Origin of the sequence: Streptomyces sp. NPDC013455 (assembly GCF_040632975.1) — a bacterium.
Taxonomy (GTDB): Bacteria; Actinomycetota; Actinomycetes; order Streptomycetales; family Streptomycetaceae; genus Streptomyces.
Map to the genome: position 1 here is coordinate 239,394 of NZ_JBEYCX010000006.1, position 17,185 is coordinate 256,578.

At 74.0% G+C, this 17,185-nt stretch carries 14 protein-coding genes and 2 riboswitches; of the genes, 11 read left to right on the plus strand and 3 right to left on the minus strand.

Features of this window, described 5'->3' with window-relative positions; translation table 11 throughout:
• Positions 1 to 79: 79 nt before the first annotated feature.
• From ABZ576_RS13265 to ABZ576_RS13295, 7 genes are all read left to right on the plus strand, one after another.
• Complete coding sequence (locus tag ABZ576_RS13265; RefSeq protein WP_360739479.1) at positions 80 to 733, plus strand: PAS domain-containing protein; 654 nt, start codon at positions 80 to 82, stop codon at positions 731 to 733.
• 14 nt (positions 734 to 747) lie between these two features.
• Positions 748 to 1,917 (plus strand): alanine racemase, encoded by a 1,170-nt coding sequence (locus ABZ576_RS13270; protein ID WP_360739480.1) that lies wholly within the window; start codon positions 748 to 750, stop codon positions 1,915 to 1,917.
• 49 nt (positions 1,918 to 1,966) lie between these two features.
• Positions 1,967 to 2,935, plus strand: a complete 969-nt coding sequence (locus ABZ576_RS13275; protein ID WP_360739482.1) for a threo-3-hydroxy-L-aspartate ammonia-lyase — start codon at positions 1,967 to 1,969, stop codon at positions 2,933 to 2,935.
• Positions 2,936 to 3,318: 383 nt separating this feature from the next.
• Complete coding sequence (locus ABZ576_RS13280; protein WP_360739483.1) at positions 3,319 to 4,248, plus strand: endonuclease/exonuclease/phosphatase family protein; 930 nt, start codon at positions 3,319 to 3,321, stop codon at positions 4,246 to 4,248.
• 158 nt (positions 4,249 to 4,406) lie between these two features.
• Positions 4,407 to 5,384 (plus strand): peptidase, encoded by a 978-nt coding sequence (locus ABZ576_RS13285; protein WP_360739485.1) that lies wholly within the window; start codon positions 4,407 to 4,409, stop codon positions 5,382 to 5,384.
• 226 nt (positions 5,385 to 5,610) lie between these two features.
• Positions 5,611 to 5,835: riboswitch (cobalamin riboswitch) on the plus strand.
• A gap of 151 nt (positions 5,836 to 5,986) precedes the next feature.
• Positions 5,987 to 8,305 carry a 5-methyltetrahydropteroyltriglutamate--homocysteine S-methyltransferase gene (metE, locus tag ABZ576_RS13290; protein WP_360739486.1) on the plus strand — a complete coding sequence of 773 codons (2,319 nt, stop codon included), beginning with the start codon at positions 5,987 to 5,989 and terminating at the stop codon, positions 8,303 to 8,305.
• Between the two features lie 165 nt (positions 8,306 to 8,470).
• A complete protein-coding gene (locus tag ABZ576_RS13295; protein WP_360739487.1) occupies positions 8,471 to 9,040 on the plus strand; it encodes a histidine phosphatase family protein in 570 nt (189 codons plus the stop codon).
• Positions 9,041 to 9,243: 203 nt separating this feature from the next.
• Here the strand turns inward: ABZ576_RS13295 and ABZ576_RS13300 are convergent, their stop codons facing one another.
• The 3 genes from ABZ576_RS13300 to ABZ576_RS13310 all read right to left on the minus strand — a co-directional run bounded on the left by ABZ576_RS13300 (position 9,244) and on the right by ABZ576_RS13310 (position 12,054).
• Positions 9,244 to 9,990, minus strand: coding sequence for a CbtA family protein (locus tag ABZ576_RS13300; RefSeq protein WP_360739488.1), 747 nt, complete (start codon positions 9,988 to 9,990; stop codon positions 9,244 to 9,246).
• 19 nt (positions 9,991 to 10,009) lie between these two features.
• Entirely contained in the window at positions 10,010 to 10,231 is a 222-nt protein-coding gene (locus tag ABZ576_RS13305; RefSeq protein ID WP_360739490.1) for a CbtB-domain containing protein, read from the minus strand.
• 36 nt (positions 10,232 to 10,267) lie between these two features.
• Positions 10,268 to 10,408, minus strand: a riboswitch (cobalamin riboswitch).
• Between the two features lie 452 nt (positions 10,409 to 10,860).
• On the minus strand, positions 10,861 to 12,054 hold the full coding sequence (locus tag ABZ576_RS13310; protein ID WP_360739492.1) for an enoyl-CoA hydratase/isomerase family protein: 1,194 nt from the start codon (positions 12,052 to 12,054) through the stop codon (positions 10,861 to 10,863).
• A 184-nt stretch (positions 12,055 to 12,238) separates the two neighbouring features.
• Here ABZ576_RS13310 and ABZ576_RS13315 point away from each other — a divergent pair, with 184 nt between their 5' ends.
• From ABZ576_RS13315 to ABZ576_RS13330, 4 genes are all read left to right on the plus strand, one after another.
• Complete coding sequence (locus ABZ576_RS13315) at positions 12,239 to 12,439, plus strand: DUF2997 domain-containing protein (protein WP_360739493.1); 201 nt, start codon at positions 12,239 to 12,241, stop codon at positions 12,437 to 12,439.
• Between the two features lie 7 nt (positions 12,440 to 12,446).
• Positions 12,447 to 13,061 (plus strand): 4Fe-4S single cluster domain-containing protein, encoded by a 615-nt coding sequence (locus ABZ576_RS13320; RefSeq protein WP_360739494.1) that lies wholly within the window; start codon positions 12,447 to 12,449, stop codon positions 13,059 to 13,061.
• Positions 13,058 to 14,599, plus strand: coding sequence for an AAA family ATPase (locus tag ABZ576_RS13325; RefSeq protein ID WP_360739496.1), 1,542 nt, complete (start codon positions 13,058 to 13,060; stop codon positions 14,597 to 14,599). Before ABZ576_RS13320 ends, ABZ576_RS13325 begins: the two co-directional genes overlap by 4 nt.
• 64 nt (positions 14,600 to 14,663) lie before the next feature.
• Positions 14,664 to 17,138 carry a hypothetical protein gene (locus ABZ576_RS13330; protein ID WP_360739498.1) on the plus strand — a complete coding sequence of 825 codons (2,475 nt, stop codon included), beginning with the start codon at positions 14,664 to 14,666 and terminating at the stop codon, positions 17,136 to 17,138.
• The last annotated feature ends 47 nt before the right edge of the window (positions 17,139 to 17,185 follow it).

Genomic DNA, 17,185 nt, shown 5'->3' on the forward strand with positions numbered 1-17,185 from the left:
TCACCCCACTCCTTAGACTCGCTGTCCAGAGATGGAAAATAAGTCGATGTGTACGCAGGACGGACCGGAAAGAGACCGCATGGACGACCTTCCGCACGGCGCGGACCCGGACGGCGCGGACGAGCACCTCATCCGGGAGGCCGAGAAGATCGCCGTGGCGCTGGGCCGTATGTTCCCCGGCCTGTGCGAGGTGGTACTGCACGACCTTCGGGACCCCGACCACGCGATCCGCGCGATCGAGAACAACCTGTCGGGTCGTCAGGTCGGCGACCCGGCAACGGAGTTGGGCCTAGCCCGTATCGCCGATCCGCAGTACCCGAGCGTCATCCAGAACTACCCCAACCGGTTCCCCGACGGCCGCCCGGTGAAGAGCACGTCCATCGGCATCAAGAACGCCGCCGGCGAGTACATCGCGGCGCTGTGCCTGAACCTCGACGTCTCCGTGCTGTCACCGGTGACGCTCACGCTGTCGAACCTCGTGGCCACCGACGCCGACCACCGCGAGCAGCCCCTGGAGACCCTGCGGGACCGCACCGCGCGCGAGCTGCGCCAGGTGGTGGAGGCCCGGGCCGCCGAGCGCGCCGCCACCCCTCGCTCCCTGAGCCGGGAGGACAAGAAGGCGCTCGTACGCCGGCTGCAGCGCGACGGCTACTTCGACTCCCGCGACGCCGCCCAGGCCATCGCGGACCTGCTCGGCGTGTCCCGGGCGACCGTCTACAACTACGCGAAGTGAAGGGGCATCCGACCATGAGCGCCGCCTGCTCCCCCGCCGTCCGGACCCTGGCCGACCCCGACACCCCGTTCGCCGTGGTGGACGTGGACAGGACGCGGCGCAACATCGCCCGCCTGCGGGCCAGGGCGGACCGCCTCGGCGTCACCCTGCGCCCCCATGTGAAGACGGCCAAGAGCCTCGACGCCGCCGCTCTCCTGCACGACGGCGGCACCGGGCCGGTGACCGTCTCCACCCTCGCCGAGGCCGAGGCGTTCGCCGACGCCGGTTACACCGACATCACCTACGCCGTCGGTATCGAACCGGCCAAACTCCCGCGTGTCATCGCCCTGTCGCGTCGCGGTGTCACCCTGCGCGTCCTGCTGGACAGCAGCGAGCAGGCGGCCTTCGTCGCCGCGGCGGCGCGGGAGGCCGGCACCGCCCTCCCCGCCCTGATCGAGATCGACTGCGACGGGCACCGCGGCGGCCTCAGGCCCGACGCCCCGGGCCTCACCCGCATCGGCGGCCTCCTGCACGACGCGGGCTGCCTGGACGGTGTCCTGACCCACGCGGGCGAGTCGTACTCCCGCCCCACCGCCGAGGGCCGGCGCAGGGCGGCGCGGGACGAGCGGGACGCCGCGGTCGCCGCGGCCGAGCGGCTCCGCGCGGCCGGCCTGCCCGCGACCACCGTCAGCGTGGGCTCCACCCCCACCGCCCACGCCGCCGAGGACCTGACCGGGGTCACCGAGCTCCGCGCGGGCAACTACGTCTTCTTCGACCTGGTGATGGCCGGTCTCGGCGTCTGCGACCGGACCGACCTCGCCCTGTCGGTCGTGGTCACCGTCATCGGCCACCGCCCCGAGTTCGGCTGGATCATCACCGACGGCGGCTGGATGGCCATGTCCCGGGACCGGGGTACCGCCGCCCAGGCGCAGGACCAGGGCTACGGACTGGTCACCGACCTGGCCGGCACGCCGATCCCTCACCTGGTCATGACCGATGCCAGCCAGGAGCACGGCACGCTCACCGCACGGGACGGCGCCCCGCTGCCCGACCTGCCCATCGGCACCCGCCTGCGGGTGCTGCCCAACCACGCCTGCGCCACGGCCGCCCAGCACCACGGGTACCACGTCGTCGACGGCTCCCGGGCCGCCACGGCACCCGCGCCCGCGATCGAGGCGTACTGGCCGCGCATCACCGGCTGGTGACCCGCACAGCCGTCAGTCCACGTCCCTCCGACTCCTCCAAGGACACGCCATGGCCGCCGCACCGCCCGTTACTCTCGACGACGTCCGCGAGGCCGCCGAGCGCCTCCAGGGCATGGCCCACCGCACGCCCGTCCTCACCTCCCGCACCCTGAACTCCCTGGTCGGCGCCGAGGTGTTCATCAAGGCCGAGAACTTCCAGCGGATCGGTGCCTTCAAGTTCCGCGGTGCCTACAACGCCGCTTCCCGGCTCCCCGCCGACCAGCTGGCGAAGGGCATCGCCGCCTACTCCTCCGGCAACCACGCCCAGGCCACCGCGCTGGCCGCCCGGGAACTGGGCACCAGGGCCGTCATCCTGATGCCCGAGGACGCGCCCCGGTCCAAGCTGGAGGCGACCACCGGTTACGGCGCCGAGGTCGTCACCTACGACCGTTACGGCCAGGACCGCTCGGCCCTCGCCCAGGCCCTGGCCGCGGACCGCGGCCTGACCCTGATCCCGCCGTACGACCACCCGCACGTGATCGCCGGTCAGGGCACCGCCGCACTCGAACTGCTGGAGGACACCGGCCCGCTGGACGCGCTGATCGTGCCCGTGGGAGGCGGCGGACTCATCGCCGGCAGCGCCGTCGCCGCCACGGCCCTGCACCCGGGCATCCGGGTGATCGGCGTCGAACCGGAGGCGGGCGACGACACCAAGCGCTCGCTGGAACAGGGCGCGCGCGTCACCATCCCGGTCCCCCGGACCATCGCCGACGGCCAGGCCCTGGACACTCCCGGTGAGATCACCTTCCCCATCAACCAGCGGCTGCTCGACGCGATCGCGCTCGTCAGCGACGACGAGATCGTCGCCGCCATGCGCTTCGCCTTCGAGCGGCTGAAGATCGTCCTGGAGCCGAGCGGGGCCACGCCCCTGGCGGCCCTCCTGGCCGGCCGTGTCGACAACCCGCCGCGCCGGATCGGCGTCATCGCCTCCGGCGGCAACATCGGCGCCGACCGCTTCACCGAACTCGTCGGCCGCTGAGGCTGTCGCCGGTCGGCGGCGGACAGGCGGCGGAGAGACCCCGGCTCGAGGGCTGAACCCGCCCGGCGATCGCGGGCCGGGTGGGCGTCCTACCGGCACGGGCCCGGCACCGGCCCGGCACAGGCGGGCTCGGGGCCGGCACGGCACGGGCGGGCTCGGGGCCGGCACGGGCGGGCTCGGGGCCGGCACGGGCGAGCTCGGGGTCGGCACGGGTGGGCTCCGGGCCGGCACGGGTGGGCTCGGGGCCCGTTGCGTACGTTCCCGGTCTGCCTTACGGTACGCCGCGTCAACCCCGCGCCGATGCACAGGAGTTGGCGCGGCGCGGCGCCGGGCCGCGTCCCGTCACCCGGGTGCGGGCCCCGGCTCGTGATCTGGAGGGTGCCGTGGACCGAGTCGACCGCACGACCCGCCGGCCCGCTCACCGCGCGCCGCTCACCGCCGTACTCGCCGCCACCGTCGCGCTCGGCACCACCGTCGCACTCGGCACGCTGTCGCCGGGCGCGGCCGCGGCGGGCCGGGCGGCCGGCACCGGATCCGCCGCGGCCGCCCCGCGGGCTCCGCGCGTACCGCTGCGTGTGGCGACCTACAACATCCACGCCGGTGCCGGACAGGACGGCGTCTTCGACCTCGACCGCACGGCGGCGGCGATCCGGGACCTCGACGCCGACGTGATCGGCCTCCAGGAGGTCGACGTGCACTGGGGTGCCCGGAGCGGTTTCGCCGACGAGGCCCGGGAGTTGGCCCGGCGCCTGTGCATGCGGGTCTTCTTCGCGCCGATCTACGACCTGCCGCCGGACCCGCCGGGCGGGGAACGGCGGCAGTACGGCGTCGCGGTCCTGAGCCGCCACCGGATCCTCGACGCGCGCAATCACGAGATCACCCGGCTGTCCACCCAGACACCCCGTCCGGTGCCCGCCCCCGCGCCCGGCTTCGCCGAGGTGACGGTCACGGTCCGGGGCGCCCGTGTGCACGTGTACGCGACGCACCTGGACTACCGCACGGACCCCTCGGTCCGGCGCGCCCAGGTCGACGACATGCTGCGCGTCCTGGCCGAGGACCGCGGCCCGAAAGTGCTCCTCGGCGACTTCAACGCCGAGCCGGCCGCGCCCGAACTGGCCCGGCTGTGGGGGCCCTTGGCCGATGCCGCGCCGGACGGCGGCAAGACCTTCCCGGCGGCCGACCCGGTCAGACGCATCGACCTCGTGACCGTCTCACCGGAGGTGACCGTCACCGGCGCGGACACGCCGGGGACCACGGCCTCCGACCACCGCCCGGTGGTGGCGGACCTCCTGCTGCGCCGCCGCGGCCGGTGACGGAGGCGGGAAGGGCCCGCGAGAACCGACCTTTACGTGCTCCTGACAAGTCCGCCTTTCCGTGGCACCCTGCCCTCACGCACGTCGATCCGCACCGCTCTTCGTTCCCCCACCCTGCCCGGACCCGACCGGTCCTGGCACGGCAGAAGGAGACCTGTGTGAGACGCCATCGCACTGCCGCGGGCATTCTGCTGGCCGTCGGAGCCCTGTTCACCGGCGGCCTCGTGCACGCCGGGGCCGCGAACGCCACGACGGCTCCCGGACCGTCGGCCGCGGCCCACACCCCCTCGGCGGCCGAGCAGCACAAGGCCCGCACCTTCTGGACCGCCGAGCGCATGCGCGGCGCCACCCCCCTCGACCTGCTGCTGACCAGGAAGGCGGCGGACAAGGAACTCAAGGCCCCTCGGAGCAGCGGGCGTTCCACCACGGTCGCGCCCACTCCCGCCCTCGCCTCCTTCCCGCAGGCCGGTGCCCCGTGGACCGGCGGCGGTGCCGTCGTGGCGACCTCCGGGCGGGTGTTCTTCACCTTCCAGGGGCGCACCGCCTCGTGCACCGGGAACGCGGTGACCAGCCAGAACGCCAGCACCGTCATCACGGCCGGCCACTGTGTGAAGTACCAGGGCAGCTGGCACACCAACTGGGTCTTCGTCCCGGCCTATGACAACGGCAACGCGCCGTACGGGCAGTGGACGGCGGCCAAGACGCTCACGACTCCGCAGTGGGAAGCGAGCGAGGACATCAACTACGACGTCGGCGCCGCGGTCGTCGCCCCCCTGAACGGCGCGACGCTCACCTCGGTCGTCGGCGCACAGGGCATCCAGTTCAACGGCGGCTACAACAAGCCGATGTACGCCTTCGGCTTCCCCGCCGCGTCGCCGTACGACGGCACGAAGCTCATCCACTGCAGCGGGAACAGCTCCAAGGACTTCCTCTTCTCGCAGGATCACAGCCTCGCCTGCAACATGACGGGCGGATCCAGCGGTGGCCCCTGGTTCACCGGCTTCACCGAGGCGACCGGCACCGGGCTCCAGGTCTCCGTGAACAGTTTCGGCTACACGTTCCTGCCGAACCGGATGTTCGGTCCGTACTTCGGTGACGTGGTCAAGGCCCTGTACGACAAGGCCCAGGTGTCGTAGCGCCCCCCGCCCGGGGAACCGGCCCCCGCGGCAGCCGCGCCACGCCGGGCGTGCGCCGCCGCGGGGGCCGGTCGTCCGCCCGATGTGCGGGATCACCGGCGGTGCCGGGAGGCCCGCGCCGCACCCGCCACGCAGCCGTGACCGGCTTGACCCTCGGTTCCGTCCCGTGTTCCACGTCACCTTCCGGATGCCGGACGTGACCGCACGCTCTCCCGGACGGCCCCGTAGGCTGAGCCGTGCAGCTGGTTCGCCCCGTCCGCCAGGCGGGATGCGTCGTAAGAGGGAACCCGGTGTGAATCCGGGACTGCCCCGCAGCGGTGAGCGGGAACGACCGCCGTCATACGCACTGGGCCCGGCGTACAGGGCCTGGGAAGCGACGGCCAGTAGGTGTCCTCACATCGTGAGGACGTGCCCGCGAGTCCGAAGACCTGCCGGCCGCCCGCGTGCGGACCACTCGTGCGCGGACATCCCGGTGACCTCGCGGGCGGTCGGCGTGCACACCGGACGGACGGCCACGGGCCGCTGCCGTCCGGTTCCTCACCCCTTCGCGTCCGCGTCCCGTCCCCGGGATCTCAGGGATTCATCTCGCGAAGGAGATCTCCGTGACCACCACGTCCGCAGCCGCGGCAGCACGGGCCACCGTGTACGGCTACCCCCGCCAGGGCCGGCACCGGGAACTGAAGAAGGCGGTCGAGGGCTACTGGAAGGGCCGCGTCGGCGCCCACGAGCTGCACGCCACCGGCGCCGAACTGCGCCGCTCCAACTGGCTGGAGCTCGCCGGGGCCGGCATCCACGAGGTCCCGACCGGCGACTTCTCGTACTACGACCACGTCCTGGACACCACGGTCATGGTGGGCGCGATCCCGGCCCGCCACCGGGCGGCCGTCGAAGCGGACGCCCTGGACGGCTACTTCGCCATGGCGCGCGGCACGCAGGACGCGGCTCCGCTGGAGATGACGAAGTGGTTCGACACCAACTACCACTACCTGGTGCCCGAGCTCGGCCCGGGCACGGTGTTCGCCGCCGACCCGGGCAAGCAGGTCGCGGAGCTGAAGGAGGCCCTCGCCCTGGGCCTGACCCCGCGGCCCGTGCTCCTCGGGCCCGTCACCTACCTGCTGCTCGCCAAGCCCGCGCCGGGCGTGGCCGCCGGCTTCGACCCGCTCACCCTGCTCGACCGGCTGCTGCCCGTGTACGCCGAGATCCTCGCGGACCTGCGCGCGGCCGGCGCCGACTGGGTGCAGCTGGACGAGCCGTCCCTGGTCCAGGACCGCACCCCGGCCGAACTGAACGCCGCCGCCCGCGCCCACCGCGCGCTCGGCGCCCTCACCGACCGGCCGAAGCTGCTGGTCGCCTCCTACTTCGACCGGCTCGGCGAGGCTCTGCCGGTGCTGGCCAAGGCACCGGTGGAGGGCCTGGCCCTGGACTTCACGGGGCCGGCCGCCGCCAACCTGGACGACCTCGCCGCCGTGGGCGGCCTGCCCGGCAAGCGTCTGGTCGCCGGTGTCGTCAACGGCCGCAATGTCTGGGTCGACGACCTGGAGAAGTCCCTGGCCACGCTCGGCACCCTGCTGGGCCTGGCGGACCGGGTGGACGTGGCCGCCTCCTGCTCCCTGCTCCACGTGCCGCTCGACACCGCCGCCGAACACGACATCGAACCGCAGATCCTGCGCTGGCTCGCCTTCGCCAGGCAGAAGACCCGTGAGATCGTCACGCTCGCCAAGGGGCTCGCCCGCGGGACCGACACCATCGCCGCCGAACTGGCCGCCAACCGCGCCGACCTGGCCTCCCGAGCCGGCTCGCCGATCACCCGCGATCCGGCCGTCCGGGCCCGGGCCGCGGCCGTCACCGGGGACGACGCCCGCCGCCGTCAGCCGTACCCCGAGCGCACCGCCGCCCAGCGCACACTGCTCGGCCTGCCGCTGCTGCCGACCACCACCATCGGCTCCTTCCCGCAGACGGGCGAACTGCGCACCGCCCGCGCCGCTCTGCGCGCAGGCCGGATCGACAGGGCCGGCTACGAGGAGCGCGTCCGGGCCGAGATCCGGGAGGTGATCGGGTTCCAGGAGAAGGCCGGGCTGGACGTCCTGGTCCACGGGGAGGCCGAACGCAACGACATGGTCCAGTACTTCGCCGAACAGCTGACCGGCTGCCTCGCCACCCAGCACGGCTGGGTCCAGTCCTACGGCACCCGTTACGTCCGTCCCCCGATCCTCGCCGGTGACATCTCCCGCCCCGAGCCGATGACGGTGCGCTGGACGACGTACGCCCAGTCCCTCACGGACCGGCCGGTCAAGGGCATGCTCACCGGCCCGGTCACCATGCTCGCCTGGTCCTTCGTCCGTGACGACCAGCCCCTCGCCGACACCGCCCGGCAGGTCGCACTCGCACTGCGCGACGAGGTGGCGGACCTGGAGGCGGCCGGCACGTCGGTGATCCAGGTGGACGAGCCCGCGCTGCGCGAGACGCTGCCGCTGCGTGCCGCCGACCGGCCCGGCTACCTGGAGTGGGCCACGGAGGCGTTCCGCCTCACCACCGGCGGGGTACGCCCGGACACCCAGATCCACACCCACATGTGCTACGCGGAGTTCGGCGACATCGTCCGGGCCATCGACGCCCTCGACGCCGACGTGATCAGCCTGGAGGCCGCCCGCTCGCACATGCAGGTCGCGCGCGAGCTGGCCGCGCACGGCTACCCGCGTGAGGCCGGCCCGGGTGTCTACGACATCCACTCGCCGCGCGTGCCGAGCGTCGAAGAGACGGCCGGGCTGCTGCGCGCCGGGCTCCGGGCGATCCCCGCCGAGCGGCTGTGGGTCAACCCCGACTGCGGCCTGAAGACCCGCGGCTGGCCCGAGACCCGCGCCTCGCTGGAGAACCTGGTGGCCGCGGCCCGTGTGGTCCGCGAGGAACTCGCCGGTTCCTGACGGCCACCCGGCCGCCGCCGGCACCGCCCGCCGGTCCGGCCCCCGCCCGCGAGGCGGGGGCCGGACCGGTGCGGTGTGCGCGGGCGGGCGGCGGACGTACCATCCACGGCGTGCGCACCGAGCGCCGGTGCGCACGCCCATGACGACAGCAGCAGGAGTGACCGCGTGACCAGCCGAGTTGTCCTCGTCTCCGCCGCCATGAGCACGTCTCTGCGGCAGGCGCGCTTCGACGACGGCGGCTCCCTGGACGACGGCGGTCTGGCCGAGGCCAGGTCGGCGGCCGGGACGCTGCCCGCCGCGGCCCGGGTACTCCTCTCGCCCAGCGTGCGCTGCCGGCAGACGGCGGCGGCGCTGGGCCTCCACGGCGTGCCGGCGGCGGAGCTGGCGGGGCTGGACGTGGGCCGTTGGCGCGGCCGCGCCCTGGACGAGGTGGGGGCCGCCGAGCCGGAGGCGGTGGGCCGCTGGCTCACCGACCCCGACTGCGCACCCCATGGCGGCGAGTCCGTGCGGGAGCTGTGCGAGAGGGTCGCGGGCCGGCTGGCGAAGGCCCGGGAGCTGGAGGGCCGTACGCTCGCCGTGGTCGAGCCGGACGTGGTGCGGGCGGCGGTCGTCGCCGCGCTGGGCCTGCCCGCCGCGGTCTTCTGGCGCCTCGACGTACAGCCGCTGACCCTCACCGAACTCAGCGGCCGGGCCGGACGCTGGAACCTGCGCCTGGGCCGTCCGCCGACCGGTTGAGGACCGGGCCGCAGACCGGCCGGGGCGCTCGCCCGCAGGCCGGCCGGGGCAACGCCAGACAGGGCGGCGCCGGTCGGGGCAGCGCGGTCCGCGCCGGACCGGCCGGTGCTCCGGCCGGGCCGTGATCCGGTGCGCGACGGTGTCCGGAGAACGCCGAAGGCCCCCAGGATGGTTCCGAGGGGCCCTCTGGTGGCGCGGAGGAGTCAGTGCGCGGCGGGAACCGCCCGACCGGCGGCCACCGGCCCCGGGTTCAGCAGCCGCTCGGCCAACTCGCCGAAGGCGAGGCCGAATCCGCCCCACAGCACGGTCTGGATGGCCAGCGCCGACAGGCGGAACCGCCACAGCAGGGTGGCCGGGAAGTGGCTCGGCACCTCGTTGACGACGGGCAGGAACTGGAAGGCCAGGCCGATCACGACGGCGAACGCGGCCACCGCGACGACCGTCGCCCACCAGGTGCCCAGGCCGGGCGCGAGCCGCTTGCCCAGGATGGTGGCAGCGACCGCGAGGAGGACGCTGAGCACCATCATCAGGAAGTACAGGGTGGTCCGCTTGCCGATGGTGTCGGGGTCGCCGACCGACGGCGGATTGGCCGGGTACTTCAGGAACGGTACGACGTACACGGTGAGCAGCGCGCAGCCCGACAGCAGCAGGGCCGTGGCCCGCGGGCCGAACCGGCCCACCCGGCCGAGGGCGAAGCAGAAGGCGAGCGCGGCGATGCCGCCGAAGGCGACCCCGTAGAGGAGGACGCCGGTGGCGAGGCCGGCGGTGGACTGGACGGAGCGGGAGACGACTTCCACCCCGTGTTCGTGGGAGTGGGCTTCCTCGAAGCCGATCGCCTTGTCGATGTGCGGCTCACCGAGGACGTAGGCCGCGATCAGGGCGAGCACGCCGGCCGCGAGGCCGGCGAGCATGCCCCGTACGAGGAGGTTCCGTACGGTTGCGGAGTTCATGGGCGCGCGTCCCCTCGCGTCAGTGGCAGGGGAAGCCGAGCAGGTGACGTGCGTCGTGCACCCATTCATGGACGTCCGTGCCGTTGAACACGGAGGTGGCGCCCTGCTCGGCGCCGACGAAGTACAGCAGGACGAGCATCAGGATGCCGAAGAAGACCGCCCAGGGGGCTATCGCCTTGAGCGGCAGCTTGGCGGGAACGACGGGGGTGGTGGCTGTCGGCCGGGCGACGGTCTGCGCCATGGCAGGACCTCCTCTGGGAGTTCGCGTCCCATCTCGGTGGTGCACAGGACGACGGCCACGGGTCTGACTCACGAGCTCCTTGAAGGGCCCGCATACAGTGGCGCGACCGTGCCGGATTCCCACCGGCTTCCGTCTCGCCGTCGTCGATATCGGACAGACCGTACCGCGTGGCGCGGGCCCGGCCAAGACCGCGTACACCAGGGGTGATCTACCTCTCCCACCGGGCGGGACGGTATGGGCTGGTGGGTCGGCGGTGGCTAGATCCGACCGGTCGTCCACCGCGGCGACAACGGGCCCGAGCCGCTCCGCCCGCCCGCCGCGAACACCGCGCGCGGCAGGCGCCGAGGGGGGCGGACACCCGAGCGGAGGCGCACACCTCGGAATGCGGGCACCTCGGGATGCGGGCACCTCGGGGTGCGGGCGCCTCGGGATGCGGGCGCCTCGGGATGCGGGTCGCTCGACGCCGAACGCCGCACAGCGGAGGCGGCGTTCGGCACGGCGGCGTTCGGCACGGGCACCGGAGGAGGCGGGTCGCCGTCCGGCGCGGCCGGCTGTCCCCCGGCACCGCCCCGGCGGCCCGCCCCACCACTCCCCGCCGGCCGTCAGCGCGGCGGGCTGCCGCCCGTCGGCTACCCGGCGGTGTCCGGGGTGCCGGCCGTGCCGGCGGTGTCCGGGGTGCCGGCCGTGCCGGCGGTGTCCGGGGTACCGGCCGTGCCGGCGGTGTCCGAGGTGCCGGCCGTGCCGGCACCGTCGGCGGTGGCGGTGGCGGTGGCGGTGGCGGCCAGTCCCAGTTCCCGGTCGCCGAGCGGGGCGAAGAAGCGGTCCACGTCGGCGTCGGTGACCTCGGCCAGGGTCGCGGGCGACCAGCGCGGTGCGCGGTCCTTGTCGATGACCTGGGCGCGGATGCCCTCCACCAGGTCGGGCGTGCGCAGGAAGGCGCAGGAGACGCGGTACTCCTGGTCGAGGACCTGCTCCAGCGAGCCGAGGCTCCGGGCGCGGCGCAGGGCGGCGAGGGTGGCCTTGAGCGCGGTGGGCGACCTGCCGAGCAGGGTCTCGGCCGTCTCCTTCGCGTCCGGGCCGCCGTGGTCCCGCAGCCGCCGCACGATCTCCTCGACCGTCCCGGCCGCGTAGCACGCGTCGATCCACTCCCGCCGCTCGGCCAGCTCCCCTCGCGGCGGCGGCTGCACATGGCGCGCGAGGACGTCCGGCAGGGGCGAGGCGGCGAGTTCGGCCACGAGGGCGGGGAGGGCCGCGGCGGGTACGTAGTGGTCGGCGAGCCCGCAGAGCAGGGCGTCGCCGGCGCCGATGTGGGCGCCGGTCAGCGCGAGGTGGGTGCCGAGTTCGCCCGGGGCCAGGGCGAGCAGACGGGTGCCGCCGACGTCGGGGACGAAGCCGATGCCGGTCTCGGGCATGGCGATCCGGGACCGGTCGGTGACGATCCGCACGCTGCCGTGCGCCGAGACGCCGACACCGCCGCCCATCACGATGCCGTCCATGACGGCGACGTAGGGCTTCGGGTAGCGGGCGATACGGGCGTTGAGCCGGTACTCGTCGCGCCAGAAGGCGGCCGAGGCGGTGCCGTCGCCGTCGCGGGCGTCATCGTGGATGACGCGGATGTCGCCGCCGGCGCACAGGCCGCGCTCCCCCGCGCCGGTGATGACGACGGTCTCCACGGCCGGATCGCTCTCCCATACGGTCAGGGCCGCGTCGACGGCGCGGACCATGGCGTGGTTCAGGGCGTTGAGCGCCCCCGGCCGGTTGAGGGTGAGATAGCCGGCCCGCCCCTCGGTGCGCAGCAGCACGGGCGCTTCGGTGCCGGTCATCCGGACGCCTCCGTCAGGCCGCGGGTCTCGATGACGCACATGATCTCGTCGGTTCCTTCCCTGGTCCGGTCCTGTCCGCGGGGTCGCGGACGATCTTGTCGATTGTCGCCACCTGGTGACGTGCCTCGCCGCGCGGAGATATATTGCGGGCATTCGTGGTTGGGGCCTGGCTTGGGGGGACGAGTTGGCCGACGAGATCCTTGAGGTGACGGTCAGACCGGACGGCCGGGTCGAGTTGCACGTGCAGGGCATGGAGGGCATGAGCTGCCTCGCCGAGACCGAGGAGCTCGTCTCCCGGCTCGGCGGCGACGTGGAGTCGCAGGAACTGACGGCCGAGGCCTACGTGGAGACCGCCGAGGAACACCACGACCAGCTCTGGCAGTAGACCGGCGATGGTGACAGTACGGGGGCACTCCGTCGCCGGGCCCCGGTGGCGGATTCATTCGACGCTGGCCCGGAGCACGGCGAACGGTCCGGGTGCGCGGTTCGTGGTGTGGAGCCAGGGGTGCACTCTGGCGTGCGACGGCTGCTTCAATCCGGGCACGCATCCCGTCCGCCCCGGGGACCCCGCCCGGGACCCCGGCGGGCGGCCGGTCGCGGACCTGGTCGAGGAAGTGCTCGGCACCGACGGCATCGAGGGCGTGACCCTGACCGGTGGCGAGCCGCTGGAGCAGACGGAGGCCGTCGCGGCGTTCTGCGGGGCGGTCCGGCGCCGCAGCGATCTCGGCATCATCGTGCTGACCGGGTTCACCCGCGCCGAGGTGGAGGGCGACGCCCGCCGTGCGGCGGCGGTCGCCGACACGGATCTGGTCGTCGCCGGGCGGTACAACGCGCGGCTGCGGCTGGGCGCCGGACTGCGCGGGTCGTCCAACAAGGAGTACTGGGCGCTGACGGGCCGGTACACCGCCGCGGACCTCGCCGAGGTGCCCGAGGCGGAGCTGGTGATCGGTACGGACGGCTCGATCACCCTGACGGGCATGCACGAGTGGGAGGGCGGTCCGCGGTGACCATCGAGAACGACATCGGCCTGTACCTGCGGGCGAGGGTGCCGCTGCTGGTGCTGGTCACCATCGAGGAACAGCGGGCGCTCACGGTGCTGGACACGGTGCGTGCGGCGCGGGACGCTTCCGCCGACCTCGTCAGCTGGGACATCGCCGACGGCTTCCGGTCGGCGGTCGGCCGCGGCATGCCGCAGGCGCCGACGCCGGAGAAGGCGCTGGAGAAGATCGGCGAGATGGTGAAGGCCTCGCCGCAGAAGCGCGACCTGTACGTGCTGAGGGACTTCCACGAGTTCTGGTCGAAGAGCCCGCTGGTGCGGCGCAAGGTCCGCAACCTGGCACACGAACTGGTGTACACGGGGTCCTCGCTGGTGGTGACCACGCCCGTGCGCGACGTACCCCGGGAACTCGACGACGACGCCGTGGTCATCGACCTGCCGCTGCCCGACGCGGACGCCCTGCGGGGCGAACTGGAGCGGATGATCACCTCCACCGGCGGCATCCGCTGCGAGCTGACCGCGCACGGCCGTGCCCGGCTCGCCCAGGCGGCACTGGGTCTCACCTCCACCCAGGCGCGGCGGGCCTTCGCCAAGGCGATCGTGCGCGACCAGGTGCTGGACGACCGGGACATCGGCGCCGTACTGGCGGAGAAGAAGGCCGTCATCCGCGCCTCCCGGGCCCTTGAGTTCACCGCGCCCGAGGAGACACCGGACGACCTCGGCGGGCTGGACGCGCTCAAGCGCTGGCTGACGCTGCGCGAGCGCGCCTTCGGTGAGGAGGCCGCGAAGTACGGGCTGCCCGCGCCGAAGGGTCTGGCGCTGATCGGCATCCCGGGTACCGGCAAGAGCCTGACCGCCAAGATGATCGGCGGCATGTGGCGGCTGCCGCTGCTCCGGCTGGACGTCGGCGCGGTCTTCGGCTCCCTGGTCGGCGAGTCCGAGGAGCGGGTCCGCCAGGCGCTGAGCCTGGCGGAGACGGTGGCGCCGTGCGTGCTGTGGATCGACGAGCTGGAGAAGTCGTTCGCCGCCGGCGGGGGCGGCGACTCGGGGACCTCGCAGCGCGTGCTGGGCACCCTCCTCACCTGGATGCAGGAGAAGACCAAGCCGGTGTTCGTCGTCGCCACGGCCAACGACGTGACCGCGCTGCCCCCGGAGATGCTGCGCCGCGGCCGCTTCGACGAGGTGTTCTTCCTGGACCTGCCGACCGAGGCCGAGCGCCGCGAGATCCTCCACGTCCACCTGCGCAAGCGGCGCCGCGATCCGAACCGGTTCGACGTGGCGCAGCTGGCCCGGCTGTCCGACGGCTGTGTCGGCGCGGAGCTGGAGCAGGCCGTCGTCGACGCGATGTACCGGGCGTTCGCCGAGGACCGGGACATCACGACGAGCGACCTCGCGGAGGCGATCGCGCGGCTGGTGCCGCTCAGCCGTTCCCAGCGGGAGTCGATCGAGAACCTGCGGGCCTGGCTGCGCGACGGGCGGGCGCAGTCCGCCTCCTTCGCCGAGGCCGAACGGGCCGCCGAGGCGCAGGTCCGGCTGGAACTGGCGTGACGAGGGACAAGTGACGGAGTACGGCCCGTGCGGCGGGCCGGTGACGGGGGGGAGCGGGGCGGTGGTGAGTGCCTGGCGGGCCGAGCGCCGGCTGCGGGCGTCCGCGCGCGGTGACGCGGCGTCGGGCTGGGGGTTCCGGGCGCGCCGGGCCTGGCGGCGGCTCCGTGCGGGTGCGCTGGAGGACGGCGATCCCCGGGTCGTGGCGGTGCTCGCGCGGACCGCGCGGGAGGACGGTCATCCGCGGCAGCAGTCGGCCGGCGAGGTGCTCGCGGAGCGCTGGGCCGCGACACGCGATCCGGAGCTGCGCCGCCTCGTCCGCGAGACGGGTGCGTTGGCCCCCCACGGCCTGCCCCGGCTGCTGACCGCCGCGGTGCAGGGGCGGCTGCCGCAGGTGTGGTCGTGGGAACTGGCCGATTCCGTCGACCAGTTGCTGGCCGACCCGGATCCGCTGGTCCGGGAGGGCGCGGAGGCGGCGTGCGCGACGGCCACCGGGAAGTTGTCGGAGGCGCTGTGGCGACGGGCGGCCCGCACCTTCACGCGTTCCGGTCAGGGGCCGGCCGGCGCGCACGTCCCCGTGGATCTCCCGCCGCTGGTCTCGCTGCTGCTGCGCAATCCGGTGCCGCCCGAGGGCAGGGTGCTGCGCGTTCTCTGGGCCGCCTGGCTGCGCGTGCCCGACGAGCGGCTGCTGACCGCCCTGTCGGCGTGGAACACGCCCGCGCCGCCGAACGAGCCGGAGCGGGGCGCGAGTCTCGTCGTACTGGCACCCACCACCGCGGGTCTGACCGAGCCGGCCGCCCGCGTCGCCCTGTTCGCGGCGGCCGCACGCACCGACCACCCGGTAGGGGACCTGGCCCGCCGGAAGATCCTCGCGGGGCTGCCGCCGGAGCTGGCGGAAGCGCTGTGCGACGCCGCGTTGTCCGATCCGGCGCTGGTCCCGCTCTGCGTCGAGAAGCGGCTCGCGCCCAGGGATCCCGTCCGGCGGGTGGTGTTCTTCCTGCTGACCCGCCAGTTGGAGCAGTACCGGGGCATGGACCCCGACGGCCGGCTGCTGGAACTCGCCTACGCCGCCGCCACCCAGGAGACGCGCCTGGGGCTGCAGCAGGCCATGCGCGCCACCGGCGGTCTCGACCTGATGCGGGTGCTGGTCGGCAGCGACCCGCGGTCCCGGATACCGGAGCTGGAGGAGCCCGAACTCGACTACCTGAGCCGTCAGCTGGCGGAGCGCGGGGAGTGGCGCCGGCTGTGGGGCATGGTGCAGGAGGTGGCCCCGGCCGCCGGCCTGAAGCTGATGGGCCTGTTCGAGGACTGGGTGCCGCGTGACGAGGACGGCCGCCGGGTCTTCGAGATGATGCGCCGGGCCGATCCCCGGTGGACGCGCGGATCGCTGCGGGGGTTCGGGCAGTGGTGGCCGGACGTGTCACGCAGCAGCCGCATCCAGTTCCACGGCAGGGTCAACGACGTCTCCTTCGCCCCGGACGGCCCCTTCCTGGCGATCGCGGGGACCGACCACGTCGCCGGTGTCGTCGATCTGACGCAGGGCCGGCTGGTCGAGCGCTACGACTGCTTCCGCTCCTCGGTCGGGTTCATCGTGCACACCGGTGGTGGTGCCTTCGTCGCCGCGGAGCGCACCAACAACGGGCAGGCGCCCTGCCGGCTGGTGCGCTGCACCGGCGGCGGCGGGCGGGTGCTGTACGAGGAGCCCGGGCCCTTCACCGCGCTGACCCTGCGGGGCACGGACGGTTCGTTCGCCGCGGGTACGCGCGGCGGGGAGATCCTGCTGGGCGCGCCGGACGGCGGCGTGGAGGCGGTCTGCGTGCAGAAGCTCGGCCTGGACCCGCAGCGGGACTGGCCGCGCGCGGTGACCGCGCACCTGCCCTCCGGGCGGCTGGCGGTCCTGGCCCGGGAGCTGGCCGTCACGAACGGCTCCGCCACCGAACTGCTCGCCGGGGGCGACGGCGGGATGATCGTCGGCCGGGCGGTGTTCACCGGCTCCGACTCGCTGGTCGTGGCGAGCAAGCGCGGCACCATCCAGCAGCTGACGTGCGTGGGACGCACCTTGGTGCCGGGGGCCGTCAACGCCGGTCTGATCCGCGGTCTGGAGGCGCTGCCGGGCCGCGGCGAGGTCGCGCTCGTCGACGAGCGCGGGCGGATCGTCGTACTGAACGCCCGGACGCTGGAGCAGAAGTGGACGTCCGAGCCGGAGCGGCACGGGGCCACGGTGACCAGCGCGCACCTGTCGCCGCGCGGCGAGTTCCTCGCCGTCGGGTACGACGCGGGTTACACGGACCTGTACGACCTGCGCACCTGGGCGCTGCCCAGCCTGATGACCAAGCCGCTGGTGACGTCCGTGCCCGCGGACCTGGGCGTCGTCGCCGGCGCCAAGGCCGCCCCGGATCTGCCCCCGGCGGCACGGCCGGTGGTCGACCTGCTGCACGCCCTGCTCGAGTACCGCTTCCGCTTCGACATCGAGCTGGGCGACCTCGGGGATCCCGGTGAGCTCGCGGCCCTGACCGCCGGCGAGTACGACATCAGCCTGTGAGGCCGGCGCGGCCTCGCCCCGCACGTCCAGCGACGAGGAGTTTCGAC

Bases quoted from the DNA above. Each gene is read 5' to 3' on its own strand.
- ABZ576_RS13265 (WP_360739479.1), top strand. From the start codon at position 80: ATGGACGACCTTCCGCACGGCGCGGACCCGGACGGCGCGGACGAGCAC.
- ABZ576_RS13270 (WP_360739480.1), top strand. From the start codon at position 748: ATGAGCGCCGCCTGCTCCCCCGCCGTCCGGACCCTGGCCGACCCCGAC.
- ABZ576_RS13275 (WP_360739482.1), top strand. From the start codon at position 1,967: ATGGCCGCCGCACCGCCCGTTACTCTCGACGACGTCCGCGAGGCCGCC.
- ABZ576_RS13300 (WP_360739488.1), bottom strand. From the start codon at position 9,990: ATGAACTCCGCAACCGTACGGAACCTCCTCGTACGGGGCATGCTCGCC.
- ABZ576_RS13305 (WP_360739490.1), bottom strand. From the start codon at position 10,231: ATGGCGCAGACCGTCGCCCGGCCGACAGCCACCACCCCCGTCGTTCCC.
- ABZ576_RS13310 (WP_360739492.1), bottom strand. From the start codon at position 12,054: ATGACCGGCACCGAAGCGCCCGTGCTGCTGCGCACCGAGGGGCGGGCC.
- ABZ576_RS13320 (WP_360739494.1), top strand. From the start codon at position 12,447: ATGGTGACAGTACGGGGGCACTCCGTCGCCGGGCCCCGGTGGCGGATT.